Below are 26,123 nucleotides of genomic sequence, written 5' to 3'. Positions count from 1 at the left end.
CATGAGTAAAGAACAGAAAGCAGTTGGACTAATCCCATTTTCCTTCTTTAGTTTGCACTCTAAGAAAGGAGCATACCATTTATTCTTTTTCAGCACCACAACTGTTACACTTGTATTCTTCGGGAGCATTCGTACTATTACAATAAAGGCATTTCCATTCTTGTTTTACAACCTCTTCTTTAGGTGTAAATTTATCCAATAAAGACATAGTCATCTTGCCGAATTTTTTACCGATCCCATTTTTCTTCGTTTCATCCAAAATAAGCTGATTGCTTCGATAATCAATGTGGGCATTTTTAAAAAGTAGAAATTCCCAATTCGAGTTATTCCCTTTTTTTATCATTTTTTCAACTAAATTTATCACTTCATGAAGGTCAAGACGAGTTATTTCAGAGATTTCCTCTAAGGAATAGATTTCTGAAGTAGTTATGATTGATTTTATTTGTGTCTCATATTTCTTAGCAGTAAAAATATTCAATATCTTTTTTCCTTTCCTATATAGATAAATTTTTGTTAAAAAGAGCTTAGATGTATTTGCTGAAGCTCAATTTGGATCAAACGAAGAGGATTCGTTGATATCAACTTGATACACTTATAAAGGTCCTTGGACTGCTTTTCTTTTGTAAGGATCTGTATGTTGTACAAAAGAGTGCTTGGAGTCCCTTTTATCTAAAAAACATAATAAAATGGGTTGGGTAGCTGGATTTATGCAGGATGGCTAACACGAAAGCTATAAAATGACAGTTTTAGGACGTATTAACATCGGAATGAGTTTAACATTCCGCTGAATTAATGTCAATATTCTTAAAAAAATAAGAGTGAAAACACTTGCATTGAATAATATATAAAGGTGTTAAGAGAGGAAACAAACATGGCATCCGATGAATGTCCTAGATAAGCCCATACGCTATCTAGACCTTTGTGGTAATTCCAATATCAGTAAACGAAGTAGAGAGTTTTCTGATTTATAAATGAAGATAGAAACTTTCTTAAGAGATATTCCATTACATAGATAGTTTAGGTAGCTGAAGTAATTTTTTTATGTCCAGTCTGATAGGAGATAGAACAATTATCTTTAAAATAAAGGGTAAGTGCCCTTTTATGTATCAATAAAAAAAGCCGGATAAACGTGTCTATACGTTCATCCGGCTTAACTCATTATGGAGATGGCGGGAGTCGAACCCGCGTCCAAACATATTGCTACCTAAAAATCTACGCTCATAGTCAACTCATTTGAAGGTTCGCTTTACAGCTTGCCGAGTGACAGGCAGTCTGTATCGCTAGTCTGATGCTCTCTTTTTTATCTTACAGACGGAAAGATAAAACGTATCCCACTTAGAATAGGACCCTTACTCGAGCACATGGGCGATGCCGAGAGGATCTACGCTAACTGTTTTTAGGCAGCTAAAGCGTAAGAGTTTTCGTTTTTAGCAGTTATATTTAACTGTAACGTTTTAACGTAGACGTAACCTACGAAGCGCAATTCAGGCTCAACTATGCCTGTCGAATCCGTAACATCCCCTTGATAAAAGGGGTATCGCTACCATTCATTAGTATACCATAGTTTTGCCTGTATGCAAAGAATCAGATTAAGTCAAAGTGTTTCAGGGCGTGCACGATACCTCCTTCGGTATTTTTCAGGGTCACGAAGTCTGCCAACTCTTTCAACTCTTGAATTCCATTTCCCATTGCGATTTTGTGGTCGCAGGCTTCTAAAAGAGCGAAATCGTTGCTGCCGTCACCAAAGCCGAAGGTAGGTACATCTTCTAGACCCAACAATTCTACCAAGGTTTTTACGCCCGTCCCTTTAGAGGTGCCAGATTTTACGACATCGATGGAAAAGGGGGTATTACGATAAAAAGTTAATTCTGGAAAACGCTCATGATAATAAGCATCGTTGCCGACACCTAAAACCAACAACATATTGGTCCGATCTGTTTCATAATGCAGAGGATCGATTTCTGGTAAAGGGCTGCGGACATAGTTGTACGCACCAATCATTTCCTCGGTATGTCCAGTCGCCCAATAGCCTTTCTCATTGTAATAGCACAGTTCATCGCCATTGTCTTTGACTGCTTGGAACATCCGTGCGCAAAGTTCAGGTTCAAGGGTATCGGAAAAAACTTCTTTGCCGTCAATACGGATAAAGGCGCCGTTCATGACGATGTTCGAGGTGATCCCAGCTGCTTCACGAATGGCGGTAACTTCAGGTTCGGTTCTTCCTGTTGCAATGATCGGCAGTACTTGGTTTTTTCGCAACATCGCCATCGCTTCAGCGATTTCGGATGTGATTTGCGAGTGTTCATCTAAAAGCGTACCGTCAAGATCAAAAAAAGTTAATGCTTTATAGGTCATGTATCTTACTCCTAAGGTTTATAGTCATAGTCCACTCACAATCTTATCAAAGATTGAAAAAAAGGCAAACCTTTATGAATAATCGGTGAAGTTGTTGGTAGAAGAAAGAAATTCGAGTATACTATAGGAAGAATGGAGTGAAACGATGATTTTTTTAGTAATTGGCATCATTTTTTTCTTGATTGGTCTCACTTTTTTTCTTTTTCCATCAAAAAAAATGAACCTTATTTATGGCTACCGTTCCTATTTAGCAAAACAAAATGAACGCAACTGGCGGCATGCTCAGAAACTATGCGCCCGTTATTTTCTGCTTTTTGGCGGAATCATGGCGGTCATTGGGTTTGTCTTGAAATGGCAAGAATGGACCAATTTTTTCCTAGTTGAAATGATCGCGATCCCTTGGTTCATCGTGCCGATCTTTGGCCTGATCGAAGAGAATCTGCAACGATTTGATAAAGAACATAGAGGTGAAGAAAATGAATATATTAATGATTGAAGACAACGAATCTGTTTCTGAAATGATGCAAATGTTTTTCTTGAATGAAGGATGGGAAGCGGCTTTTAAGTACGACGGCAAAGAAGGGCTGGAAGCCTTTGCTGCTGAACCAGACAAATGGGACATGATCACCCTTGACTTGAACCTTCCTTCCATGGATGGCATGATGGTGGCGCGCGAAATTCGCAAAATCTCCAGTACAGTACCTATTATTATGTTGACGGCCCGTGATTCAGAAAGCGATCAAGTCATCGGGTTGGAGATGGGGGCAGATGACTATGTGACGAAACCTTTTAGTCCACTGACCTTGATCGCGCGGATCAAAGCCTTACACCGCCGCAGTGAGTTGGTTGAAAAAACAACGCCTGAAGCTTCCGATGCAACTTTTGATGTTGTGACCGATCATTTCAAAATGAACACAAAAACACGGGAAGCCTATTTAAATGGCAAACCCATCGATGGGTTGACGCCGAAGGAATTTGATTTGCTTTATACGTTAGCGAAAAAACCGCGGCAAGTCTTTTCACGAGAGCAATTGTTAGAACTAGTTTGGGATTACCAATATTTTGGTGATGAACGGACGGTTGATGCGCACATCAAAAAACTAAGACAAAAAATAGAAAAAGTGGGACCTCAGATCATTCAAACCGTCTGGGGTGTGGGGTATAAATTTGACGATGCAGGTGCTGCTTAATGCGCTACTTGTATCAACAGCTGATTGCGTTTTTTGTCGTGATTTTCGTGATTTTGATGACGATTGGTATTGCGTTTACACAAATGACGCGCCAAACATTACAAGAACGAAATTATGAGCAGTTAATGGGGTATGCTTCGTCGGTCGCGACGATTTCGCAAATCAGCGATTCAGAATATTTGCAGCAAAATATGACGCGAGATGGCTATCTGCAATATTCTCTGCATTTGGCTGAAAATATTTTGAGCAACCAAGACATTTCTTTTGCTTTCTTTAAAAGCCCCGATGACATCATTTATCCATTAGATACGACTCGTGCGGTGGATTTTCCAATTTCTGAAAAAGACTGGCAATCCTTAGAAAACGGGGCGCGTCTGCAACTGACATCACCCACGAATCTATATGGGGAAAAAGAACTGACTTCCTATGTTTTGATTCCTTTTTCTGTCAACCGAACGGATTTTTACGGGGTGATGGTGGTTTCGCAATCGGCAAGCAGCATCTTGAATCTTGTCAGTGCTTTTAACCAAAACTTGTTTAAAGTATGTTTGATCTCGATCGTCGTTTCCTTATTGATCAGTTACCTATTTGCTACGTTCCAAGTAAGGCGGATCAATCGCATGAAACGAGCAACCAAGGAGATCACCAATGGCAATTTTGATATCTTCTTGCCAGTGCATAATCGGGATGAATTTGATGAGTTAGCCGAAGATTTTAATTTAATGACGAAATCCTTAAAAGAGTCGCAAGAGGAAATTGAACGACAAGAAGAACGTCGTCGACAATTTATGGCAGACGCTTCGCATGAGATGCGTACGCCTTTGACGACCATCAATGGCTTATTGGAAGGGTTAGAGTACAACGCGATTCCTGAAAATCAAAAGGACAATGCGATCCGTTTGATGAAAAATGAAACCAATCGCTTGATTCGATTAGTCAACGAAAACCTTGACTACGAAAAAATCCGAACCAATCAAATCTCGATGGTCATCAAAAAATTCGATGCAACGCAAACCATTAAAAATCTGCTGACGCAACTTGAGAGCAAGGCTGAAATCGCCAAAGATGTGTTGATTTTAGAAACAACAGAGCCAATTGACGTCTATGCCGACTACGATCGTTTCGTCCAAATCATGGTCAATATTTTACAAAATGCGATCCAGTTTACGGAAGATGGAGAAATTCGGGTTCGAATCGAAAAAGGCTACTTGGAAACGATCATCGAAATCAGTGATACGGGAATCGGCATGTCTGAAGAACAAGTCAAGAATATTTGGGATCGTTATTACAAAGTCGATCCTTCCCGTAAAAACCGTCAATTTGGTGAATCAGGTTTGGGCCTATCGATCGTTGAACAGCTCGTACGCCTGCACAAAGGAAAGATCAGTGTAGAAAGTGAACTTGGCAAAGGCACGACGTTTAAAATCTCTTTTCCTGATATCGACTTAAATGAAGAATAGCAATCGACCGGCAGCAATTCGCTTAGCCGGTCGATTTTTTTGCGGTTCAGTGGCAGCAGTCCAAACAAAAAGACCTGCTTTTGCAAGCAAGCCTTCTTGTTTGGGGGCTATGTAAACTATAGATAAGTAGTATAAGGGGTATGGGCAAAGCATTCGTCTTCATGAATCAAATAGATGGCAACAGCAAATTGTTCGGCGATTTCTTGACACAAGGGCAGCAGGGTTTGAACCTCTTTCGTTGTTAATGTGCTCAAGACATTTTCGATTAAAAGGGTTTCTCTTTCTGAAAGTAAAGCTAAGAGCAGTTGAATTTTGAGCTCCTCAAAGGGTGTTAACTCTGTTCGATCTTTTTTCAAAGCCGATAAGGGAAGCTGTACATAAGGCAGCACTTCCTCTAAATCGCCCCCTTTTTTATTTGCAAGAGATACATTGTCCATGACCGATAAAAAGGGGACGGAGGGCCACTGTGCGCGAATCAAGATTGCTTTTTTTTGTGAAAGCAGCAAGCTTAATTCAGATGTTTTTGTTTCATTGTCTTTCGCAACATAAAAGAAACCAATTGATTTCGTTAGCTGAGTTGGTTTTTCCATTGTTTTTTCCTCCAATACAGACTATGTCCGCTAGCAATCAGACCAGTAAAGCTGGTAACAGCAGCAAGCAATACGATAAGTGTGTGGCGCGTACTCTCAAATAAAATAGCCAGCCAAGTGGTGCTGTTCAAGTCAACATTTTGGACAAGAATTTGACTGTTTTGCGGGATCGTAATGGCGAATTCTTGACCAGGAAGACTTTGAACAGCCTCCCAAAAGTGATCCGAAGCACGCTCACGATCAAGAGCGATGATATGCCCGCTAAGCAATTCTCGCTGGAAATAAGGCTGGAAGAGCAGCAACAACACAAAGGCGATCACGGCAGCTGCTAAAAGCGGCAAGAGCATTTCAAGCAACTGCATCGCCACCCATTGTCTGGTGGTGGCACCGCTTGCTAACCAGGCAGTGTACTCTGAGCGTTTCGATAATTGGTAATAAACTTGAAAGCCGATAAAGACCAGTGTAAAGGCACTAAAAATCAAATAGAACAGTTGATGATAGATCGTCGTGACTGGTTGGATCTCTTCTGCTACTTTCGTTTGCAAATCTTCTGTTGTTAAGAGATCTCTGGTTTGAGCGATCACTTGATCCATTGAGTAGATCAAGGCGAAGGTCACGATCAAGCCAATCACGGCAAAGAAGGATACAAGCGTATAAAGCACCATGGCTTTTTTATGATAAAATATGCTGGCAATCGCAAAATGTATAGTTTTCATCTAGTTCACCTCATCCTATTTCATAGTATAAAAGGGGAGTTTGAATAAAGTATGAAGTTCTTGTAGTAAAATATCGAAGCTAAAAAAGCAATAGAAAAAATCGGGTTTTTACGAACAAAACAGCCGAAAAAAATCCAGCAAAGCATCCGCCTTGCTGGATCGATCTTGTAGTACTTATAGGTTATTCTCCGCTATCTTGTTCCGTCATCTGCTGGTATTCTTGGAAGGTTTTTGTTTGGTACAGATCGACGGTCGATTGATTACCGTTTTGAGAAAAGGCGCTGGTTGAATCACTGCCTAGATTCTTTTCGATATCCATCATTTGCTGAAGGGCGTCTTTGTAATTATAGGTCGAAGGATCGACTTCTTCTAAACCGCTCTTCGCATAGAAACGTAAGAGATCACCATTGTTGATCTGATCAGAAACCGACAGCTGTTTGTCAACTTTGGCTTTCCACTCATCGACTTTCGCTTGCAGTTCATCGGATGGATCGTTGATCGGCATGCCGGTACGATTGTCATACAATGTACTGCTATAGTAAGTGTAGTCTGGTGTCACAAAGTCGCCATCGCGGAAGGCAACCAGTTGTTCATTTTGATCAGAGAATAAATCTTGTCCCAATTGAATATAGTTCGATGTATCTACACCGAGTAAGTGCAAGAGGGTTGGCAACGCATCAACTTGGCCACCATACGTATGATTGATGCCGCCGTTTGATTGTCCTGGAATATGGATCATATAAGGGACACGTTGCAATGAAGCATTGTCAAAGTTTGTCCAAGTCGAACTTGTTTTTCCAAGCAATTCTGCTAAGTTGCGGTTCCGAGAATTGGAAATTCCGTAATGGTCACCATATAAAACGATGACTGAGTTTTCGTACAAGCCGCTTTCTTTCAAGTAATTAAAGAACTCTTCTACGGCTTTATCTAAATAATTCGCGGTTGCGAAATACCCATTGATCGTTTGATCAGAAGTATTCGCTAGTGGGAAGCCGCCTTCTTCATTGGTAAATTCAGAATATGGGTAGTGGTTAGAAACTGCAATGAATTTTGAATAGAACGGTTGTTGCAGACGTTCTAAGTATTGTACCGATTGTTCAAAGAACGGTTTGTCATGTAAACCGTATTGGAATGAATTTTCATCATTGACATCATAATACGATGCGTCGAAGAAATAATCATAGCCAAACCGTTTGTAGGTTTCATTTCGGTTCCAGAAGGTACCCGTATTTCCGTGGAAAACCGCACTGGTATAGCCTTGGGTTTGACCTAAAATATCTGGCGCTGCCTCAAAGGTATTTTTCCCACCCAGTTGAGTGAATAATGCCCCCTGATTCAATCCGAACAAGGAATTTTCGAATAACGTTTCCGCATCACTGGTCTTCCCAGCTTTTACTTGATGGAAGAAGTTATCGAAACTAAAGGTGCTATCGCTATGATACAAACTATTGATAAATGGCATAACTTCATGTTCAACACCATCTTCATCTTTTAATTTATAATCGATCAAGAATTGCTGAACACTTTCTAAATGAATATAAATGACGTTCTTGCCTTTTGCGATACCGAACAGATCATCATTCGGTTCAGCGTAATGTTCTCTGACATAGCTTTCTACTTCGTTCATGTCGTTGGGACTTGCTTCGGCACGTACTTGCGAAGCTTGATAGGTTTGCACGCCATCATAAACCGTAAAGGCGTTGATCCCAAGGTATTTCACTAAATAGTCACGAGAAAACGTTCGAGTAAGCAGTTCAGGACGATCCGCTTCTGCTAAGAAAAGATTGGCAGAAAAGACCATGACAGCTAAGGTTGAAATCGCAAAAGCCATCCGTGCCCGCACAGGACGAGTGTCCATTTTGATTTTTTTCATTGAAAAGGCTGCAATCAGCACGATAAAGTCAATGAAATACAACACATCGTAGGGACGGAACAAGCGAATTGCGCTTTCTCCTAGACCACTTGCTACTTTTCCTACACCGAGCATCGTGTTGATGGTGATAAAGTCAGTGAATTCTCGATAGTACGAAACATTAGAGAACAACAGCAGAGTCATCAAGAAATAGATCACAAGCATCGTGATATAAGCTGCTTTGGTTCTTCTTACGTACAATGCGATCGACAGCAACAACAAAGTCGTTGCGATCGGATTGATGAATAAGATGAAGTACTGAATGCTGCTTTCAATACCTAGGTGGAAGTCCACCATATAGGCAAAGATATTTTTTAGCCAAAATAATAGGGCTAATAGGAAAAAAAAGCCCATTCTTGTATTCACAAAGGTGGATACTTTATTTTTTTTCAAAGGAATCGTCCTCTCTTTTTCCAGTATAACCGGTAAATTACGATTTTACATCACAGTACATTTTACTAGGCTGTGAAAGACGTGTCAAATGAATTCCTTGTCATGACGCGGAATTAAGTATTTCTTTACTTTCAAGGATACAGACAATACAGTCGCTTTTTGCTATACTAAAAAGGAGAATGAATGGAGCAGATGAACATGAAAATAAAACTAACGAAGCAAGGATCAGCGAAGCTTCGCAAAAAGAATCCGTTGATCCAACGAGAAGATCTTCAACAAGCAATCGAGACGAAGGAGTGGGTCACCTTTATTGATCAGGCCAACCATTTCTTAGGTGTCGGCTATCTTGGGGAACAAAATAAAGGAATCGGATGGGTCGTATCCTTTGAAGAAACAGTGATCGACCAAGCATTCTTTGCGCAACGCTTTGCGAAAGCAAAAGGCAAACGCATTGCTTACTATCAAGATGACCTGACAGATGCCTTTCGTCTGTTTAATGGCGAGGGGGATCAATTGGGGGGGCTTACCGTAGATTTGTATGGCGAGTATGTCGTTTTTTCTTGGTACAATGCCACCCTTTATCAACATAAAAAAGCGATCGTGGCGGCTTTTCGTCAAATCTTTCCCGAGATCAAAGGGGCTTATGAAAAAATCCGCTTTACGTCTGAACTGCCTGAATCAGCATGGGTCTATGGAAAAACGGCACCTGAACCCTTGCTGGTGAAGGAAAATGGCGTCACGTATGCGACGTATTTGAACGAAGGATTAATGACGGGCATCTTTTTGGATCAAAAAGAAGTTCGTGGGCAACTTGTTGATGGCTTGGCAGCTGGCAAGTCGGTTTTAAATATGTTCAGTTATACGGGGGCGTTTTCTGTCGCTGCTGCTGTCGGTGGCGCTGCTCAAACAACGAGCGTCGATTTGGCAAAACGCAGTCTAGAAAAGACCCGCGAGCAATTTGCAGTCAACGGCATTGATCCAGATACCCAGCGTATCCATGTCATGGATGTTTTCAATTACTTCAATTATGCCAGCAAAAAAGACTTGCGCTTTGATGTGATCGTTTTAGATCCGCCGAGTTTTGCCCGCAACAAGAAAAAGGTCTTCTCGGTTGCGAAAAATTATGGCGACTTAGTCACTGATAGTTTGGCGATTTTAGCGCCTGATGGCTTGTTGATCGCCTCAACGAATGCAGCCAATCTTTCACCGAGGAAGTTTCAAGAAATGATCGAAGCATCCTTAGAGAAAGCACACGTTGCTTATGAATGTATTCAAAGTTATCGTCTACCAGCTGATTTTGCGGTAGATAAGCATTTTTCCGAAGGGAACTATCTGAAAGTATTCTTTTATCAAATGAAAAAGGAGTGAAGTAGATGAGCCGATCAAAACCAGTAACGTTAGACGGGAAATCACCGTTGATTTGTGTGCCATTGATTGGGAAAACCAATGAAGAGATCTTGAAACAAGCCATTGCTGCTGAGGAATCAGAGGCACAGATCGTCGAATGGCGTGTTGATCATTACAAACATGTCGAAGACCAGCAAGCGGTCTTAGATGCGTTATCACATATTCGCACGACATTAAAGCACAAAGAGCTGCTCTTCACTTTTCGAACCTTGGAAGAAGGGGGCGAGCGGGCGTTCACATTGACCCAGTACAAAGAATTGTGTTTAGCTGCTGCTGATTCAGGCTTGATCGATTGGATCGATGTCGAATTAGAGAAAGCTGAATTTTTAGGTCGAGCCTTTATTCAAGAAATCAAAAAGGCACAGGTAAAGCTGATATTGAGCAATCATGATTTTGAGAAAACGCCAGAAGATGCTGTGTTGATTTTAAAGATCGGCGTAATGAATCAATTTGGTGCCGATGTTGGCAAGTTAGCGATGATGCCCAAGCAAGTCCAAGATGTTTTGCGTTTGATGGGGATCATTACTAAAGCGCGTGGCTTCAACCAACTGCCGTTGGCGATCATGTCGATGGGGGAGCTGGGGAAAATCAGCCGGGTTAGTGGGGCATTGACTGGTTCGGTCTTTACTTTTGCTTCGTTGCAAGGTGCTTCAGCACCTGGACAAATACCGATCGAACGAATGACCAACTACTTACAAGAATTTTCACTCAATGAGTAAGACCAGCCAAGGCCTTCTCTTAAAAGAAACCAAAACAAAAGAGGGATAAAATGGCGAAGAAGAAACAAAAAACCAATGCGATCCGTCAAGTAGAACAACAGAAAATCGCTTATAACGAATACACCTATGAGTGGTCGGAAGACCATCTCGATGCGCAATCCGTCGCTGTGCAACTAGCACGCCCGCAAGCCATCTACAAAACGCTGGTGGCAGTGGGCAACAAAACAGGTCCGTTGGTGGCTGTGATTCCTGGAAACAGAGAAGTGGATCTGAAAAAGTTAGCAAAAGTCAGTGGAAACAAAAAAGTAGAGATGCTGCATCTGAGAGATTTAGAAGAAACGACTGGCTATATTCGCGGCGGCTGTTCGCCGATCGGGATGAAAAAGCTCTTTCCTACTTATATTGATCATAAGGCAGAGGCACTGGAAGAAATCGTGGTTTCTGCAGGAAAGCGCGGGTTGCAGATGGGGCTTGCCCCCCAAGCGTTGCAACAATTGACTAGGGCGGTCTTTGCCGATTTGTTGGCACCTGAACACGAATAAAAAATCCCCGTGAACCATCTTGAAATGCCGTTCACGGGGATTATTTTGTACTATTTTATTCCATTACTTCAATATCGAAAACCTCAATATTTTCTAAACCACCATAAAAGGCAAACCACGGAGTGGCATATTGTTTTAGAATGGCGTTTAATTCTTCAACATTTTCTTTCCCTTGGGTGTCCAGCCATTCCAGTAATGCTTTGGCGCCTTGCTTCCCATAGATTTCCACACTATCGCGCCAAGTTGCTCGCCCACCTAAGATTCCTGAGAATTTAGCACCATGTTGACCAGCAAAGGTCAATTCATCGCGAAAGACATTCGCTGGGACACCCGCACTCAAATAGATAAATGGTCGCGTCGCAGCGTCACTAGCTTCTTTGAAGTAATTGGCGGCTTCTTCTTGCGTATAGACGGCCTCTAAGCCTTCTTTTTGGAAACCTTCAACTAAGTCGAACTGAACCGGTACTTCGACTTTCAAAATATCGATATGGTAGTGATCTTTTGTCAATTCCTGAATGGTTCGGATGACCTTACTCGGTTTGATCTTGGCAAAAGCAGGTGATTTGTCATCTGTGATCTCATCGTCGTAAACGATTGGCTCTACAAATAACGGAATATCGGCCGCTTGTGCCTCCGTACCTAAACGTTCTAAAAATGCATGTTTGGTATCTAAAATCTCTTGCGGTTCATCTGGATTATAATAAACCAAGACTTTCGCAGCATCTGCCCCTTTTTTCACTAAGCGCTGCAGCGATTCATTGGGTAGAATTTCTGGCAAACGACCCGGCGTATTGACATCATACCCTGTTTTTTCATAGGAAAGGATCAAGCCAGCATTGGGATTCTTTGCTTCGATCCCTAAGAAGCCATATTCCTCATCTAACAAAATACTGCTGACATATTTGGTCAATTCTTGGGAAACCAACTGCTTGAATTCATAAATGTGTTCCATCGTAAAGTCATCCGGTCCAGTTGCCGCCTTCATCATTTTTTTCATGGAACCACGTTGGTCGATCGCTAGTGCGGCAATCACACCATCCTCATTTGAAAGTTTTTGCATTCGTTCAAATTTACCTCTTGAAATTCGTTTCATTAAAAAAACCTCCCTCGATCTTGCTATCTTTAGTCTACGCCTACTTTGAGAAAAACCCAACTAATAAGCAAAAAGAGAGGAGACCCAGGTGTTGGTAGCAACGGCAAGGATATTGCTGCCAACACCTGGGTCATCGATCAATAACTGAAATAACTAGCTGTTTCTGCTGCGTTTTTCCCTGAAACATGTCCAGTACAAAACGCTGCTGTAATGTTGAAACCACCTGTATACCCATTGATATCCAATAACTCACCAGCAAAATACAAGCCGTTGATTTTCTTGCTCTCCATGGTTTTTGGATTGATTTCTTTCAGATGGACCCCGCCACCAGTCACGAAAGACTTTTCTAACGGGAACGTGCGAACGATAGTGACTGAAAAGCCTTTGATCAAGGAAGCCAGCACAGCCAACTGTTCTGGTGAGGCTTTTTCAGCAACCAGCTCATGCAGGTCTAGCTGCTGCAAAAAGAAGGTCATCAAGCGCTCAGGCAAAAAGCCAGCTAAAGCATTCGGCAATTGTTTCTTCGAAGCCGCAGACTGAATCAATTCTTGGGTCAAGGCTTCATGGGATTTTGCCGGCAGACAATCCAGAACAACCGTCACGGGTTGTTGCTTTTTCAATTCTTGGTTCACAAAAGAGGAACAGCGTAAAGCAGCTGGACCAGATAACCCAAAGTGGGTAAACAAAAGATCCATCGTATGGGCGACGATGGGCTTTCCTTTTTGATCCAAGACACTCAACGTGATGTCTTGCAAGGAAATGCCTTGCAACGTCCGCTCTTGAATAAAGGAGTCTTCTGAAACAAGCGGCGATTCGGTTGGATAAAGTGGCGTAATGGTATGGCCGACTTTTTTTGCCATCTTATAGCCGTCCCCCGTTGCGCCCGTGGAAGGATAGGTGCGGCCACCTGTCGTCAAAATCACACTAGGGGCAGAGAACTCATCGGTTTCGGTTCGCACGCCGCGAATTTGACTGCCGTCATGGATCAGCTTTGTGACGACCGTGTTCGTCAATAGGGTGACGTGATGATCGTTGATTGCTTGAAGCAACGCTTCGACGATGGTTTTTGATTTGTTCGTCACAGGGAACATCCGTCCGTGGTCTTCTTCTTTTAAGACGACACCTAAGTCTGCGAAAAACGCCATTACATCATAATTATTGAATTGAGAAAACGTGCTATACAAAAACTTGCCGTTTCCTGGAATATGAGCAACTAAATCATCTACCGGCCGATTATTGGTTACATTGCAGCGTCCGCCGCCAGTCATCAATAATTTCTTGCCGATTTTTTTGTTTTTTTCGATTAATAACACCCGCGCACCTTGTTTGGCAGCAGTGATCGCAGCCATCATGCCGCTCGTACCTGCACCAACAACAATGACATCATAGGTTTTTTCCATTCTTTTCACCTCTTTGGGATTGTAACACATCGGCTATGAGTGCTGAAAGGATTGGTCGATTTTTTTCGAATAATAAAAAATTCTGACAATTCTAAAAAAAAGCGTGCAATTTCAGAAAATTTCTTTAAAATAGAAAATATCTTAAAGGAGGTAATGCACTATGACCAAAGCTTCAGCTTACGTGAAAGAAATTCAAGCGAAGATTCATGAGAAAGACCAACACCAACCGGAATTTCTTCAAGCAATTGATGAATTTTTGCCTACGATCGTTCCCTTTTTAGAGGAGCATCCAGAATATATTGAATCAAATATCCTTGCACTCTTAACTGAACCAGAACGTTTTATCCAATTCAGAGTCCCGTGGCAAGATGATCAAGGCAACTGGCAAGTAAACCGTGGCTATCGGATTCAATTCAACTCGGCAATGGGGCCTTACAAAGGCGGCTTGCGTTTTCACCCAAGTGTAAACTTGAGTATCTTGAAGTTTTTGGCGTTTGAGCAAATCTTCAAAAACAGCTTGACAGGTCTGCCGATCGGCGGCGGCAAAGGCGGAAGTGATTTTGATCCAAAAGGCAAATCAGATGCTGAAGTGATGCGTTTTTGCCAAAGCTTTATGACGGAGCTGTCAAAACATATCGGACCTGACTTAGATGTTCCAGCTGGCGACATTGGTGTCGGAGGCCGAGAAATCGGCTATTTGTTTGGTGCCTACAAACGATTGAAACAATACGATGCTGGTATTTTAACTGGTAAGCCATTAGACTTCTGGGGCAGTAAAAACCGCACAGAAGCAACGGGTTATGGCGCCGTTTATTTCGTTAAGCATTTATTGACAGACCTAGGTGAAACCTTTGCAGGCAAAAAAGCGATCGTTTCTGGAAGCGGCAATGTTGCGATCTATGCAATTGAGAAATTGCAAGAATTAGGTGCGATCCCTGTCACGTGTTCTGATTCCTCTGGTTTTATCTATGACAAAGACGGCATTGATCTGGCCTTGTTAAAAGAGATCAAAGAAGTGAAGCGTGAACGGTTGACGGCTTACGCCAAGGAACGTCCATCAGCCGAATATCATGAAGGGGCATCTGTCTGGGATTTTGATACACCAGCGGAATTAGCCTTTCCTTGCGCGACCCAAAACGAGATTGATCTCTCACAAGCCAAACGTGCAAAAGCCAATGGTGTCCGGGTCGTTTCTGAAGGCGCGAATATGCCTAGCTCATTAGAAGCAGCAGAATATTTTATTGAAGAAGGAATTTTCTACTGCCCAGGAAAAGCAGCCAATGCTGGCGGCGTAGCCGTTTCTGCGTTAGAAATGAGTCAAAACTCCCAACGACTGCAATGGGAAAAATCTGAAGTCGATGCCAAATTGGACGATATCATGAAGTCGATCTATGAAGCATGCCGTGATACTGCTGAAACCTTCGATCAAAAAAATAATTTTATGTTAGGTGCGAACGTCGCAGGCTTTGAAAAAGTTGCTAAAGCAATGTTTGCTCAAGGACTTGTCTAAAATCACCCAACAGGCTACCTATCAGGAATTACTTGAAAAAAGTTAAAAAAAAACGTAAAGTAGGTAGTGTATGAAAAACTATTTTTTCAAGGAGGACAAATCATGTCACACATCAAGTTTGACTATTCAAAAGTAGCACCATTCGTGAACGAATACGAATTGAGCTACATGCAAAGTCAAGTTACAGCAGCAGACAAACAATTACGCGAAGGAACAGGTGCTGGTAGCGACTTTTTAGGTTGGATCGACCTTCCTAAAAACTATGACAAAGATGAATTTGCGCGTATCAAAAAAGCGGCTGAAAAAATTCAATCTGATTCTGAAGTATTAGTCGTGATCGGGATCGGCGGATCTTATTTAGGAGCGAAAGCAGCGATTGATTTCTTAAATCACTCTTTCTTTAACTTGCTACCAAATGAAGAACGCAAAGCACCACAAATCTTTTTTGCAGGTAATTCGATTTCTTCAACATACTTAGCAGATTTGATCGAAATCATCGGTGACCGTGACTTCTCTGTGAATGTGATCTCAAAATCAGGAACAACTACTGAGCCAGCGATCGCTTTTCGTGTTTTCAAAGAACGTTTGATTGAAAAATACGGCAAAGAAGAAGCCAACAAACGGATCTACGCAACAACGGATAAAGCGAAAGGTGCAGTAAAAGTTGAAGCAGATGCTGAAAACTGGGAAACCTTTGTGATTCCAGATGACGTCGGCGGCCGTTTCTCTGTATTGACTGCTGTTGGTTTATTACCAATCGCTGCCAGCGGAGCGGATATCGATGCCTTGATGCAAGGGGCAGCAGATGCTAGCGATGCTTACGCAAGTGACGACCTTGAAAAAAATGAAGCGTATCAATATGCAGCAATGCGTAACATCCTTTATCGTAAAGGCAAAGTAACCGAATTGCTGATCAACTACGAACCAGGCATGCAATACTTCTCAGAATGGTGGAAACAATTATTCGGCGAGTCTGAAGGAAAAGACCAAAAAGGGATCTATCCTTCAAGTGCAAACTTCTCGACAGACTTGCATTCTCTTGGTCAATACATCCAAGAAGGCCGTCGCAATATCTTTGAAACAGTTGTTAAAGTTGAAAAACCACGCAAATCAATTGCGATCCCTACACAAGAAGCAGATCTTGATGGTCTTGGCTACTTAGAAGGAAAAGAAGTTGATTTTGTTAATACGAAAGCCTTTGAAGGAACATTACTTGCACATACAGATGGGGATGTACCAAATCTGTTAGTAAAAATCCCTACAATGGATGCATACACGTTAGGTTACACCATGTACTTCTTTGAGATCGCTGTGGGTATCTCTGGCTACTTAAATGGCGTGAACCCATTTGACCAACCAGGGGTTGAAGCGTACAAGAAAAACATGTTCGCCTTACTTGGCAAACCAGGTTTTGAAGATCTTGCAAAAGAATTGAACGAACGTCTATAATTCGATAAAGAAACGCCTTGAGCCAGTCTGATTGGCTCAAGGCGTTGTTTTATTTTCGTATTTGTTGTGTTACTAGATCGTCGGGCCAATAAATCAGCGGTCTTCTTTTAATCCCCAAAGCAACGCAGCAGACAATAGTCCAAAGATACAGGTTTGAATAATTGGCATTTGGCTCATCTCCTTTTGATTTCCTTTAGTATAAAATGCTTTTTAAGAAGTGGCACGAACAAACCAATGCGTTTCAACGAACGAAACTGTCATTTCTTGGTGACAAATGCGTGATGAATTGAAATAAAACGTTTTCAATTTGATGCTTTTTTGTTATTATATCTTTAAGAAAGAAAACGGTTGAGGTGAGGATATGGAGAATATTACGATTGGTGAAAAATATGTCTGCCAACCTGTCGGGGCGAGCAAGCCTGTGATTGGTGTGGTTGAAAAACTATACGTAAATACGGCGTTGATCGTCGTTTCAAGTTATGAAGAAGAAGATCAAGCACAAGTAGAAGCTTGTAATCGTCGGATGATCGTCAGTTTCAATAAAATTTGTACGCAAACGAACGTTGCCTGAAGAACTCGCAAGAAAAACGAGCTCTTTGGAAATAAGGTCTGATGTGTTAAGTAAAATCAGACATAATTCATTCGAACGATAAACTATAAATCCCTTTTTTAGGGGGAGTGTACTTGCTGATGGATCGTTGGTTAGACCATAAGCCAACAACCGAAGCAATTGATCTCTGGCACCAATATAACGCTGAGTCGCAACAGCACCAAGAAGCCCACTTACTCACAGTAGGAGGGCTCTTTGGTGTAACCATGATTTGTTTCTTGCTGTCGCTTCATAAAATTCTGTGACTTTAAGATACGCTTTCCTGATAGGAAAGTAACGGTGATGTAGTATTATACGCCAAATTCTTTTGCTTGCTAAAATTATTTGGTGCTATGGAACTTTCGTGACTTTAGGTCATATTTCCCGTATGCTCTTTCAAGAAAAATATCTTTTGGCTTCGCTTGAGGAATTTTTTTTAAAACATTGAGAGGGGAGAAGGCTCAATAAAGTGTCATGGAGGTACCGATTACTATAATCGCAAAGAAAGTAACCGGTGCAGCCAAAATCGTGAGATCAAACGATTAGCCTTTCAAGAGTGCGCCTTCGGTATTTTAAAGACACCTTAGCATAAAAAATCGTGAGGTAAGTAGGACCAGTCTTCCTTAAGTGTTAAATTACTTTTTATTCCTTTTTTTCTCGTTTCGTTTTAACTCTTTAAGTTTTTTTGAAATTTCCGCATTTGATTGAAATTGATTCAGTGGCGAACTAACTTCTTGTGGGTGTTTCTTTTTTTTTAAGATCTTAAGTAGTTTAGCAAGCATAAAAATAACAACCTTTCTTTATTTATATACTATTTATTTTAACTCAAAAATGATTTGAAATAAATACGTAAGCGCTTACTAAAAATGTTAAAGAGGGAACTATTCATGAAAAAGTTGTTTGCCAGTTTAGTATTTTGTTGTTTGATGCTTGTTATTTTCCCAACTGTTTCTAATGCAGATGAGGTTGTTAAGACAGTAAAGTTTGGAGAGGTTAGTGTTGAGGCAATTGTAGATAGTGATTTATCTATTGACTTTGATGTAGATATTACCGAAATACCAACAATAACTCCTAAAAATATCTTGAATCCAAGCGAAGAAACGAAAACATTTAAGGCTGATTTCTCTATCCCGTTGTCTGATGCTTCACGAGCGAGTAATAGCGGAAGCACTACACAACAAGGAATAACAGCATATCTTACTGTAACATATGATTTTAGATCATCGGATTCTGTTAAATTATCTAGGGTGAATGGTTCATGGTCAAGAAGTTCAACATTGTATGTGTTGAGTAATCGTCAAGTCGTTGCCCAAGTAGCATCGGTATTATCAGGTCCTAGCAAGACATGGTATCCAACTTCTAATACGTTTTCTTACGATACAGGATTTGGTTACTCTCAATACTACCCATCAGGGGTAGTGAGCTTTACAGGGGGAAGAAGTTTTGTCACCGTTTATATAAGTGGGATGGGTGGCTCTGCAACGGTTCAATTAAATGTTCAAATTTAGTTGAACTGGTCACGTGACATTTATTCTCCAACTCACCATAATCCGCATTTACACAAGGATCCCGTCATTCAAGCAAATGACGGGATCCTTGGATTTCTCAATTGTTCTAGCTGAAATGGCTCTTTAAGTCCTTATAGATCAAAAAGATCTTTTGACCGCAATTTTAGAAGGAGATCAGCCAACGCCGATCACAAAATTCAATAGTTTGTCTGAATAAGTCATATCTTCTTCCGTCACACTCAACTCTTCATTTAAGATCCCCATCTGGTCAGTAATGATCCCGTCCACCCCGTAAAAACGCATCCGACTGATAGTATCCGCATCATTGGGGGTCCAAACGAACACTTCCTTGCCATCGGTTCGGGCAGAAGCGATGAAGTTGCGGTTGATCGTACTGTATTCCATTGTCAGAAAATCAGCACTGGTCAGTGGTGGCCCCACGACATTGAAGGGCATGATGTATCCTGAAATCAATTGAGGCGCCTGAGCCTTTAACTCCTCAACAACTGTATAGGAGAGACTTTGCATAATATGACCATTTGCAAGGAGGTCCTCTTGATATCTTGCTAAAAAGGCATTTACAAGTTCCGCGGTATCTTTTCGCTGCGTTTTGATCTCCACCAGCAGTTTTTGGTCCAATTGGTTGGCAAGTGCCAAGTACTCATCAAAGGTTGGAATACGCGCTGTCTGGTTGTTTTCCGAAACTGTCAGTGATTCGGCGTAACTCAAAGGCAATTGCTCTGGTTTGCCCTGACCACCTGTCAATGGACGGTAAGAAAAATCATGATAGACAATAAAATGACCATCACTGGTTTGCTGGACGTCCATTTCAACATAATCTGGGTGGTACTTCTCGCTAGTAAAGCGTAGTGCTTCAAGAGAATTTTGGACCCCTTGTCCGTCGCTGACCCCTCGATGGGAGATCGTTACCGGATGGATCGAAGCAGCTGAAGTCAGATAGTTCATATTATATAGACTAACACCGACACCGAAAAGCACCGTTACCAAGGTAAACAACGAACTTTTTAGACCTAAGAAATGACGCTGGTTCAATGGCTCTTGGTGGAACCATGAAGGAATCTCTGGTAAAAAGCCTTCATCATCCATGAAATCAACGATGATGTAAAAAATGGCTACCGTCGATAAAATGACATTCAGTAACAAGATAAACTGCAAGAAAGTCATAATAAAAACAGCACTATACAACGCATAGTCCGGTGTAACAACTTCAATCACCGCCTGAATGGTAATCAGCAAAGTGAAGCCCAGTGTCGAAATCAACAAGATGCTGCCACCGATAAAGACAAATTGTCCAACGATGGCAAAAAAACGGCGTTTTGTTACTTGGAGGCTTTCTTTGATCGCTTTTCGAAAGGGCAGATCACGTAATATCATTTCTGGCAAGGCAAAGATCACGCGAATCCCCAAGTAAATCAACAAAACATAAACCAACAGCACTGCCCCGATGATCAAGACACGGTTGGCAAAAATGAAATCCATGATAAATGCGGGAATTTTGATTTTTGCGAGTAAATCAGAATTAAAACTCAACCCACCGATCGGTAAAATCAGTAAGAAGTAAAACAGGAAAAATAAAAAGGTCATCGGCCGTAATTTACGCAACTGCAAAACAGTCATCCGTAACAATTGCCGCAAGCTGATCGGCTGTTTCTTTTTAATAAAATAGACACTTAGCAGCAAAAAAGTAAACTCAAAAAAGACGGCTAATAAAATCAAAAGTAAAATCAGTGTTAATGAGAGCAGCACGACTGGGTGGTCGGTAAAGATACTGCCAATATTATCAAAAGAAAGGTAAGGCAAGCCCCCACGTTTTAAGACGAACTTGGTGGAAGCCGATAAGATTGGGATCACTAAGAACAACAAAGCACCGTGCATCAGTAACACATCACGGAAGTAGGCATTGCTGTCTTTCAAAAAATCCCAAGTGTTGACTAAGCTGTTTTTTAAATAATTCATGGTCGTCATCCTAACAAAAGTAAGTATTTTGGTTCCTATTTATTCTAAAAAGGCGGAAAAAAAGAGTCGAACAGTTTCAGAAGCACATTCGCCACAGGTATAGATCCCTGTATGAAAAGCAGCTCCTTCATGTTCGGCTCAATGAATTGATCGTTTTTCTTACCTATTTTTCTTATCCGCCTAACAAACCAGTTAAGAATGTTCCACCATAAATCAAAGCCATGCTGTACAAGAAAATTGAAGCAGGTTTTGCCAACAAAATAATCAACGTAAATTTCTTCACTGTCATGTTGGTCAAGCCAGCCATTAGACAAAGGGCATCATCTGGGGCGACTGGTAGAAAGATTGCAAGGGCGAAAAGTTTTTCAAATCGGCTTTGGTTATCTAACCAGCCAATATATTTATCGTAAGTTTTGTCACTGATCATACTTAAAATGAATGGTTTACCGTATCGTCGGCCTAGCAGGAAAATAATGACAGAACCAATACTGATTCCTACATAGTTATAAACGAATCCTAGATAAGGACCGAAAATCAAGACACCTGCAGCGCTGGAGACACCACCGGGAATGATCGGGATCACTACTTGCAAGATCTGCAAAAGGATAAAGACGATTGGTCCTAAGATAACGGAATTTCCAACTAGACCTCGCAGTGCATTAATGTCTTTGAAAACACCTAGATTGATAAAATAGATCGTTAATGCGATAGATAAACCTAAGCCAATAATAGAAATCGTATTAATGATACGACGAGAAGTTGCTATGCTCACAGGACTTCATCTCCTTTATGTTTCATAATCCCACTATACGGGGTGAGACCAGAAAAATCCAGTAAAACAAATGACAAACGTCAAACAGTTTTGTAAGGTATGCCTTTATTATAAAAGAAGTCCGAAAAGAAAACATTGTACTAAAGTCTGAAATAAGAAAAATTTATAGTTTCTGCGCACCAATAGTTTCAGGAGATTTTTTTATCTGAGGGATGTTTTTTCGTTCGCTTCATTTGCCAACGATTAACGATCTTTTCAACCACACTTGTCATCATGAAGCCTCCAGCGATCGCCCCAGCGGTGATGACAACGATCATCAGATTTTCAAAGCCGACAAAGTTGTCGCCCAAAGCGAATTCTCGAACGGCTTTGTAGGCAGGACCACCCGGTACGAGAGGAACGAGGCTAGGAATGTTAAAAATGATCATGGGCATTTTTTTTCTGCGGGAAAAAAAGATGCTGACGCAACCGACGGCAAATGCGGCTAAGAAGTTGGCGCTGCCTAGACCGTAGCCAATCGTTTTCAATGACCAATAGATCATCCAGCCAACCGTTCCAGCAATGCCTGTTGCAACTAAGGCTCTTTTAGGAATATTGGTCAAGATACCAAAGGTCACGGTGCTGAAAAAGCTAAAGGAAAGGTGAATAAAAATCGTCATGAGATCCCTCCAAATAAGGTGAAGACCGTGGCGATGCCAACACCGATCGCGGCAGCTGTGAAAATAGCTTCAGTTCCCCGAGCAGTCCCACTGATGAGATGGCCTGCCAAAATATCCCGAAAGGAATTGGTGATCGCTACACCAGGAACTAAGGGCATGACGGCACCGATAATCAAATTATCGACGTTTTGTGCGACATGAAGAGAGACCGCTAGAAGAGACAAAGTACCGATCAGTAAAGAGGCGCAAAACATATCCAAAAAGCGGATATCGATGACTTTTTTGACCCAATAGGCGCATAAAAATCCCAGACAGCCAATGACAAACGTTGCTAGAAAATCAAACCAAGCACCGCCGAAAATAATCATTAAAGTACTGCTGACCACGCCCGCACTAAACACCTGCAGCCAATAAGGAAAACTTGGTGTCGTTGGATTGACCTTTTTTAATGCCTCGTGCAGTTCCACTAACGAGATTTTTTTTTCAGCATAGGCACGAGACAATCCGTTGACGGCAACAATTTTTTCGAGATTGATGACTCGATCATGAACATTTTCTACTTGTGCATAGTGGCTACTGCGTAAGCCCATAAAAAGTCCAGTTGCTGTTACATAACTAATGCTGCCTTGCTCCCCGGCATTTGCTGCAATTCGATTCATTGTATCTTCCACTCGATAGACTTCCGAGCCGTTTTCCATCATGATTTTTCCTGCCAACAAACAGGTCTCCAATAATAGCTCTTTTGATTCAGCCATTTCCAAACTCCTTTTTCAATCGAATTTGCGCACTACATTCTTAGTGTACAATTTCAGCGAGTTTTCAACAAGGAAGAAAAGTAGATTTGAAAAATAACTAGCAGCCAATGCGTAGGATTTTTTGTGATAAATGAAAGGAGAAGCACTTCTTTTAATTAGTAAACATTCGTTTTTAATGAACAAAGTGAATAGAAATAAGATAACGGATGGAGTGTTTTATTTTAAAAAAATGAATATCTCGGTTACAATTAAATAAATATAAAAAGGGGGATTTATTGATGCGAAGGAAGGTCTATACAAGAGAACACATTTTGAAGGCCGCTTATGAACTGATCAATAGAGAAGGTTTTGGCAATTTTACGGCCCGGAATATCGCTAAGCACATGGGAATTTCTACTCAACCGATTTATCTTGAGTTCGAAAATATGCAGGACTTAAAAAATACCTTGGTGGAGGCTGTTTTCAAAGATTTATCGGAAAATGTTTTTCCAGTTGTTCGAACAGGAGACAAACTTGTTGATTTAGGCCTGAATTATATACGCTTCGCTCAAGAGCAGCACAATCTCTACATTGCCCTTTTTATCGACGACTATGGCGGTGGGAAATTGATGCATGATTTTTCATCGACCTATTTCAAATCCTTGATCAAATCAGAAGAAAAATATGCGGATCTTTCAGAAGATGCGGTAAATGCACTACATAATGGCGCATGGATCGTTGTGACTGGTTTGGCTTCCTTAATGTCGGCGGGTATCATCACACCCACCGATGACCAGATCATCAAAATCATCAACGAGACCATTGAAGGCGTAATCGAAAAGAAAGATAGCTATATCTTCGATTAAAGAACAAAAAATCTGCATCCCATTACTTATTGGGTGCAGATTTTTCTTGACATTTTTAATAAAACTAGCGAAAATAACTGTTATGGAGAGTTGGCAGAGTGGTAATGCAGCGGACTCGAAATCCGCCGACCCGGTTCATCCCGGCGCGCAGGTTCAAATCCTGTACTCTCCTTATGAAGAAACCAGAAGAACCCTTGACTATATAAGGAATGCTTATATATCAAGGGTTCTTGCATTTTTTTAAATATAAGAAAGTGGGAGAAAACTAGAGAAAATAGAATGATTTTGCACCAATTTTGCACGAGATTATGAATTCATGCAAACAGCTCACTCATTGTCGTGCTAACGATTTGAGACTCTTTTTGTTCCATTTCATCAAGAATATGCTGATAAATACCTAATGTCGTTTCAATTTTTTTATGGCCCAAACGTCTGGAAACGTATTTTAGATTAACACCTTGATAGATAAGTATTGATGCATGTGTATGTCGAAGTCCATGAAAGTTTATCGGTTGATCTATTCCAATTTTCTTTTGATGTTTCTTCAACGTTTTGTTTACTGCAGAGTTTGATATCAACTCCATATCGTCATTTAGGAAAACTAGATTTTTCTCATTCTTTAGTATCCTACCAAAATAATATTCACGTTGATGTTTCTTTAATTGTTTTAAAAGGTCAAGAGTGAAGTCGTCAACAGTAATAAGGCGCATTGATTGGTAATTCTTTGTATTTGAAAAGTCTTGTTTGTATACATAGTCCCATGTTTTCTCAACTCTAACAGTTTTATCTTCAAAATCTATACAGTTCCAAGTCAATCCAAGTATCTCCGCATATCGCATTCCTGTAGCAATACCTAAAAGAATCATATATCTAGATACGTAGGTTGGCTTGATGCCATCAATCAAAGAATTTGTGAGTTTTTTGGTTTCATTGTAGCTTAGGAATTTATCTCTATCTGATTTATCTGAAATACCACCACGAGATGAAACCTTATAAGTAGGGTCTTTAAAAATAATTCCTTCTTGCAGTGCATCCTGGATAGCTGCTTTCATATAGATGTGAATTTTTGAGACAGTGGAGGATCGTCTTGTTTTAGCAAATTCATTCAACTTCTGCTGATAAATTTTCCTATTCAAATCTTTAAGTTTTATTCCTTTGAAATTTGCTTCCGCAAATTTTATAGACTTTTCTATATCAGCATCATTTGCTTTTGAAAATTTGCCTTTTCTATAAACTTCATACCATTCTCGAAAATAGACAGGAAATTCTTGATCAGCATCAGAAATTTTAAACCCTTCAGTTAGTTTTTTTTCAATAGCAGCTGCAGCTAAATGAGCTTCTTTTTTTGTAGCGAATTTCCCTTTAGTTTTTGTTTTGTATTTACCATCAGTATCCTTATAAGAAACACGATACTGCCAACCATTATCTTTCTTTTGAATACTAGCCATATTGATTCAACTCCTTAGTTTTGCTACAATAGGCATGACTAAATAAGCCTTACGTTTATTTGGGTCCAGCACGTCCTCGACCGCCAAGAAGAGGGACGTGTTTTTTATTAATTTAAATTATTAACAGCGTAATCAGCCTCTTCTTGTGTGAACTGACCTCCGTATTCAGAAACTAATTGATCTCTAATTCCTTCAGGGGACATTGACATGCTTTCTTGATAACTCTTTGCTTGTTCCAATGCATTAGCATTCCAATCAGCTTTAATGTTATCAATAGCGTATTGCGCTTCTTCAGCTGTAAATTGACCGCCATTTTCAGAAATTAGTTGGTCATAAATTCCTTGTTTAGACAGATGCATCGAATCTGAATAAGATTCAGCTTGTGCCAGTGCGTTAGCATTCCAGTCAGCTTGGATATTATCAATTGCATACTGCGCAGCATCAGGTTGAAATTGACCACCATACTCGGATACTAGCTGATCATAGATTCCTTGTTTGGACATGTGCATTGTATCTGAATATGATTTCGCTTGATTCAGTGCAGATTTAAATTCGCTAGAAACATTATCTTCTGGCTTAGACTCTTTTTCAACAACTGTAGATGAACTTTCTTCTTTAATTGATGAACTCGTCGATTTATCTGCAACAGAAGAGCTATTTGAAGATTTTTCGGCAGCAGAATCATTATTACCACCAGATAAACCGTTACCCACTATTGCTATAAAGATAATAGCTAGTACCCAAAACCAAACCCTTTTGTAAAATGGTTTCTTAACCTTGTACATTTTACCATCTTCGCCTCTAACTCTTTTTGCCATTTTTCTTTCCTCATTT

Annotated in this window: 25 protein-coding genes, 1 tRNA gene and 1 other RNA gene; 13 read left to right on the top strand and 14 right to left on the bottom strand. The window is 40.7% G+C overall.

Annotation, left to right across the window (positions count from 1 at the left end):
- Positions 1–79: 79 nt before the first annotated feature.
- The 3 genes from IGI77_RS12810 to IGI77_RS12800 all read right to left on the bottom strand — a co-directional run bounded on the left by IGI77_RS12810 (position 80) and on the right by IGI77_RS12800 (position 2,355).
- A complete protein-coding gene (locus IGI77_RS12810; RefSeq protein WP_151195456.1) occupies positions 80–478 on the bottom strand; it encodes a hypothetical protein in 399 nt (132 codons plus the stop codon).
- A gap of 680 nt (positions 479–1,158) precedes the next feature.
- Positions 1,159–1,522, bottom strand: a transfer-messenger RNA (tmRNA) gene (ssrA, locus tag IGI77_RS12805).
- 62 nt (positions 1,523–1,584) lie between these two features.
- Positions 1,585–2,355: a Cof-type HAD-IIB family hydrolase gene (locus tag IGI77_RS12800; RefSeq protein WP_005231883.1), complete on the bottom strand. Its 771-nt coding sequence runs from the start codon at positions 2,353–2,355 to the stop codon at positions 1,585–1,587.
- Positions 2,356–2,500: 145 nt separating this feature from the next.
- On the opposite strand from IGI77_RS12800, the gene IGI77_RS12795 reads away from it, so the two are divergent.
- From IGI77_RS12795 to IGI77_RS12785, 3 genes are read left to right on the top strand one after another with little or no spacing between them, the layout of a single operon-like run.
- The gene (locus tag IGI77_RS12795) at positions 2,501–2,851 is read left to right on the top strand and encodes an SdpI family protein (RefSeq protein ID WP_015510109.1); all 351 of its coding nucleotides are present in this window, start codon (positions 2,501–2,503) and stop codon (positions 2,849–2,851) included.
- The gene (locus IGI77_RS12790) at positions 2,832–3,545 is read left to right on the top strand and encodes a response regulator transcription factor (RefSeq protein WP_010749704.1); all 714 of its coding nucleotides are present in this window, start codon (positions 2,832–2,834) and stop codon (positions 3,543–3,545) included. The genes IGI77_RS12795 and IGI77_RS12790 overlap by 20 nt, the downstream gene beginning before the upstream one ends.
- A complete protein-coding gene (locus IGI77_RS12785) occupies positions 3,545–5,005 on the top strand; it encodes a sensor histidine kinase (RefSeq protein ID WP_005229120.1) in 1,461 nt (486 codons plus the stop codon). Before IGI77_RS12790 ends, IGI77_RS12785 begins: the two co-directional genes overlap by 1 nt.
- Positions 5,006–5,121: 116 nt before the next feature.
- Here the strand turns inward: IGI77_RS12785 and IGI77_RS12780 are convergent, their stop codons facing one another.
- From IGI77_RS12780 to IGI77_RS12770, 3 genes are all read right to left on the bottom strand, one after another.
- Entirely contained in the window at positions 5,122–5,595 is a 474-nt protein-coding gene (locus IGI77_RS12780; protein WP_074536007.1) for a hypothetical protein, read from the bottom strand.
- Positions 5,574–6,311, bottom strand: coding sequence for a hypothetical protein (locus tag IGI77_RS12775; protein WP_005229124.1), 738 nt, complete (start codon positions 6,309–6,311; stop codon positions 5,574–5,576). The genes IGI77_RS12780 and IGI77_RS12775 overlap by 22 nt, the downstream gene beginning before the upstream one ends.
- Before the next feature lie 181 nt (positions 6,312–6,492).
- Positions 6,493–8,577: an LTA synthase family protein gene (locus IGI77_RS12770; protein WP_074933621.1), complete on the bottom strand. Its 2,085-nt coding sequence runs from the start codon at positions 8,575–8,577 to the stop codon at positions 6,493–6,495.
- 237 nt (positions 8,578–8,814) lie between these two features.
- Here IGI77_RS12770 and IGI77_RS12765 point away from each other — a divergent pair, with 237 nt between their 5' ends.
- The 3 genes from IGI77_RS12765 to ybaK are packed head-to-tail and all read left to right on the top strand — an operon-like array spanning position 8,815 to position 11,284.
- The gene (locus IGI77_RS12765; protein WP_306793005.1) at positions 8,815–9,984 is read left to right on the top strand and encodes a class I SAM-dependent rRNA methyltransferase; all 1,170 of its coding nucleotides are present in this window, start codon (positions 8,815–8,817) and stop codon (positions 9,982–9,984) included.
- 5 nt (positions 9,985–9,989) lie between these two features.
- A complete protein-coding gene (gene aroD, locus IGI77_RS12760; protein WP_438770183.1) occupies positions 9,990–10,742 on the top strand; it encodes a type I 3-dehydroquinate dehydratase in 753 nt (250 codons plus the stop codon).
- Positions 10,743–10,792: 50 nt separating this feature from the next.
- On the top strand, positions 10,793–11,284 hold the full coding sequence (gene ybaK, locus IGI77_RS12755; RefSeq protein WP_438770182.1) for a Cys-tRNA(Pro) deacylase: 492 nt from the start codon (positions 10,793–10,795) through the stop codon (positions 11,282–11,284).
- Between the two features lie 55 nt (positions 11,285–11,339).
- Here ybaK and IGI77_RS12750 read toward each other — a convergent pair whose 3' ends face one another.
- Both IGI77_RS12750 and IGI77_RS12745 read right to left on the bottom strand, forming a co-directional pair.
- A complete protein-coding gene (locus IGI77_RS12750; protein WP_438770181.1) occupies positions 11,340–12,377 on the bottom strand; it encodes a tagatose 1,6-diphosphate aldolase in 1,038 nt (345 codons plus the stop codon).
- A gap of 137 nt (positions 12,378–12,514) precedes the next feature.
- A complete protein-coding gene (locus IGI77_RS12745; RefSeq protein ID WP_086338016.1) occupies positions 12,515–13,777 on the bottom strand; it encodes an NAD(P)/FAD-dependent oxidoreductase in 1,263 nt (420 codons plus the stop codon).
- Positions 13,778–13,937: 160 nt separating this feature from the next.
- On the opposite strand from IGI77_RS12745, the gene gdhA reads away from it, so the two are divergent.
- The 5 genes from gdhA to IGI77_RS12720 all read left to right on the top strand — a co-directional run bounded on the left by gdhA (position 13,938) and on the right by IGI77_RS12720 (position 18,833).
- A complete protein-coding gene (gdhA, locus tag IGI77_RS12740; RefSeq protein WP_438770180.1) occupies positions 13,938–15,287 on the top strand; it encodes an NADP-specific glutamate dehydrogenase in 1,350 nt (449 codons plus the stop codon).
- A 102-nt stretch (positions 15,288–15,389) separates the two neighbouring features.
- Positions 15,390–16,736 carry a glucose-6-phosphate isomerase gene (locus IGI77_RS12735; RefSeq protein WP_005229134.1) on the top strand — a complete coding sequence of 449 codons (1,347 nt, stop codon included), beginning with the start codon at positions 15,390–15,392 and terminating at the stop codon, positions 16,734–16,736.
- Positions 16,737–17,097: 361 nt separating this feature from the next.
- The gene (locus IGI77_RS12730; protein ID WP_005229136.1) at positions 17,098–17,307 is read left to right on the top strand and encodes a hypothetical protein; all 210 of its coding nucleotides are present in this window, start codon (positions 17,098–17,100) and stop codon (positions 17,305–17,307) included.
- 119 nt (positions 17,308–17,426) lie between these two features.
- A complete protein-coding gene (locus IGI77_RS12725; RefSeq protein WP_438770179.1) occupies positions 17,427–17,591 on the top strand; it encodes a hypothetical protein in 165 nt (54 codons plus the stop codon).
- 621 nt (positions 17,592–18,212) lie between these two features.
- The gene (locus IGI77_RS12720) at positions 18,213–18,833 is read left to right on the top strand and encodes a hypothetical protein (RefSeq protein ID WP_128489339.1); all 621 of its coding nucleotides are present in this window, start codon (positions 18,213–18,215) and stop codon (positions 18,831–18,833) included.
- A 174-nt stretch (positions 18,834–19,007) separates the two neighbouring features.
- Here IGI77_RS12720 and IGI77_RS12715 read toward each other — a convergent pair whose 3' ends face one another.
- From IGI77_RS12715 to IGI77_RS12700, 4 genes are all read right to left on the bottom strand, one after another.
- Entirely contained in the window at positions 19,008–20,810 is a 1,803-nt protein-coding gene (locus IGI77_RS12715) for a glycerophosphoryl diester phosphodiesterase membrane domain-containing protein (RefSeq protein ID WP_015510101.1), read from the bottom strand.
- A gap of 172 nt (positions 20,811–20,982) precedes the next feature.
- Entirely contained in the window at positions 20,983–21,582 is a 600-nt protein-coding gene (locus IGI77_RS12710; RefSeq protein WP_005229140.1) for a TVP38/TMEM64 family protein, read from the bottom strand.
- A gap of 188 nt (positions 21,583–21,770) precedes the next feature.
- Complete coding sequence (locus IGI77_RS12705) at positions 21,771–22,241, bottom strand: threonine/serine exporter family protein (protein WP_128489335.1); 471 nt, start codon at positions 22,239–22,241, stop codon at positions 21,771–21,773.
- A complete protein-coding gene (locus IGI77_RS12700) occupies positions 22,238–22,996 on the bottom strand; it encodes a threonine/serine exporter family protein (RefSeq protein WP_010749694.1) in 759 nt (252 codons plus the stop codon). The genes IGI77_RS12705 and IGI77_RS12700 overlap by 4 nt, the downstream gene beginning before the upstream one ends.
- 278 nt (positions 22,997–23,274) lie before the next feature.
- Here IGI77_RS12700 and IGI77_RS12695 point away from each other — a divergent pair, with 278 nt between their 5' ends.
- Both IGI77_RS12695 and IGI77_RS12690 read left to right on the top strand, forming a co-directional pair.
- Complete coding sequence (locus IGI77_RS12695) at positions 23,275–23,841, top strand: TetR/AcrR family transcriptional regulator (RefSeq protein ID WP_010749693.1); 567 nt, start codon at positions 23,275–23,277, stop codon at positions 23,839–23,841.
- An 84-nt stretch (positions 23,842–23,925) separates the two neighbouring features.
- Positions 23,926–24,013: transfer RNA gene (locus IGI77_RS12690), tRNA-Ser, on the top strand.
- 142 nt (positions 24,014–24,155) lie between these two features.
- On the opposite strand, the gene IGI77_RS12685 is transcribed toward IGI77_RS12690, so the two are convergent.
- Positions 24,156–25,289, bottom strand: a complete 1,134-nt coding sequence (locus tag IGI77_RS12685) for a tyrosine-type recombinase/integrase (protein ID WP_041120566.1) — start codon at positions 25,287–25,289, stop codon at positions 24,156–24,158.
- A 107-nt stretch (positions 25,290–25,396) separates the two neighbouring features.
- Positions 25,397–26,107, bottom strand: coding sequence for an Ltp family lipoprotein (locus IGI77_RS12680; RefSeq protein ID WP_144316750.1), 711 nt, complete (start codon positions 26,105–26,107; stop codon positions 25,397–25,399).
- Positions 26,108–26,123: the final 16 nt, after the last annotated feature.

Origin of the sequence: Enterococcus sp. DIV0213h, assembly GCF_051711285.1 — a bacterium.
Lineage (GTDB): Bacteria > Bacillota > Bacilli > Lactobacillales > Enterococcaceae > Enterococcus_D > Enterococcus_D casseliflavus.
This window is presented reverse-complemented; position numbering and strand designations above follow the sequence as displayed.

Excerpts from the sequence above, each read along its gene's own strand:
- IGI77_RS12680 (WP_144316750.1), bottom strand. The coding sequence starts at position 26,107 with ATGGCAAAAAGAGTTAGAGGCGAAGATGGTAAAATGTACAAGGTTAAG.
- aroD (WP_438770183.1), top strand. The coding sequence starts at position 9,990 with ATGAGCCGATCAAAACCAGTAACGTTAGACGGGAAATCACCGTTGATT.
- IGI77_RS12795 (WP_015510109.1), top strand. The coding sequence starts at position 2,501 with ATGATTTTTTTAGTAATTGGCATCATTTTTTTCTTGATTGGTCTCACT.
- IGI77_RS12800 (WP_005231883.1), bottom strand. The coding sequence starts at position 2,355 with ATGACCTATAAAGCATTAACTTTTTTTGATCTTGACGGTACGCTTTTA.
- IGI77_RS12715 (WP_015510101.1), bottom strand. The coding sequence starts at position 20,810 with ATGAATTATTTAAAAAACAGCTTAGTCAACACTTGGGATTTTTTGAAA.
- IGI77_RS12770 (WP_074933621.1), bottom strand. The coding sequence starts at position 8,577 with ATGGGCTTTTTTTTCCTATTAGCCCTATTATTTTGGCTAAAAAATATC.
- gdhA (WP_438770180.1), top strand. The coding sequence starts at position 13,938 with ATGACCAAAGCTTCAGCTTACGTGAAAGAAATTCAAGCGAAGATTCAT.
- IGI77_RS12780 (WP_074536007.1), bottom strand. The coding sequence starts at position 5,595 with ATGGAAAAACCAACTCAGCTAACGAAATCAATTGGTTTCTTTTATGTT.
- IGI77_RS12720 (WP_128489339.1), top strand. The coding sequence starts at position 18,213 with ATGAAAAAGTTGTTTGCCAGTTTAGTATTTTGTTGTTTGATGCTTGTT.
- IGI77_RS12695 (WP_010749693.1), top strand. The coding sequence starts at position 23,275 with ATGCGAAGGAAGGTCTATACAAGAGAACACATTTTGAAGGCCGCTTAT.
- IGI77_RS12700 (WP_010749694.1), bottom strand. The coding sequence starts at position 22,996 with ATGGCTGAATCAAAAGAGCTATTATTGGAGACCTGTTTGTTGGCAGGA.
- IGI77_RS12785 (WP_005229120.1), top strand. The coding sequence starts at position 3,545 with ATGCGCTACTTGTATCAACAGCTGATTGCGTTTTTTGTCGTGATTTTC.
- IGI77_RS12725 (WP_438770179.1), top strand. The coding sequence starts at position 17,427 with ATGGATCGTTGGTTAGACCATAAGCCAACAACCGAAGCAATTGATCTC.
- IGI77_RS12745 (WP_086338016.1), bottom strand. The coding sequence starts at position 13,777 with ATGGAAAAAACCTATGATGTCATTGTTGTTGGTGCAGGTACGAGCGGC.
- IGI77_RS12735 (WP_005229134.1), top strand. The coding sequence starts at position 15,390 with ATGTCACACATCAAGTTTGACTATTCAAAAGTAGCACCATTCGTGAAC.
- IGI77_RS12790 (WP_010749704.1), top strand. The coding sequence starts at position 2,832 with ATGAATATATTAATGATTGAAGACAACGAATCTGTTTCTGAAATGATG.
- IGI77_RS12750 (WP_438770181.1), bottom strand. The coding sequence starts at position 12,377 with ATGAAACGAATTTCAAGAGGTAAATTTGAACGAATGCAAAAACTTTCA.
- IGI77_RS12775 (WP_005229124.1), bottom strand. The coding sequence starts at position 6,311 with ATGAAAACTATACATTTTGCGATTGCCAGCATATTTTATCATAAAAAA.
- IGI77_RS12705 (WP_128489335.1), bottom strand. The coding sequence starts at position 22,241 with ATGACGATTTTTATTCACCTTTCCTTTAGCTTTTTCAGCACCGTGACC.
- IGI77_RS12730 (WP_005229136.1), top strand. The coding sequence starts at position 17,098 with ATGGAGAATATTACGATTGGTGAAAAATATGTCTGCCAACCTGTCGGG.
- IGI77_RS12765 (WP_306793005.1), top strand. The coding sequence starts at position 8,815 with ATGAAAATAAAACTAACGAAGCAAGGATCAGCGAAGCTTCGCAAAAAG.
- IGI77_RS12685 (WP_041120566.1), bottom strand. The coding sequence starts at position 25,289 with ATGGCTAGTATTCAAAAGAAAGATAATGGTTGGCAGTATCGTGTTTCT.
- ybaK (WP_438770182.1), top strand. The coding sequence starts at position 10,793 with ATGGCGAAGAAGAAACAAAAAACCAATGCGATCCGTCAAGTAGAACAA.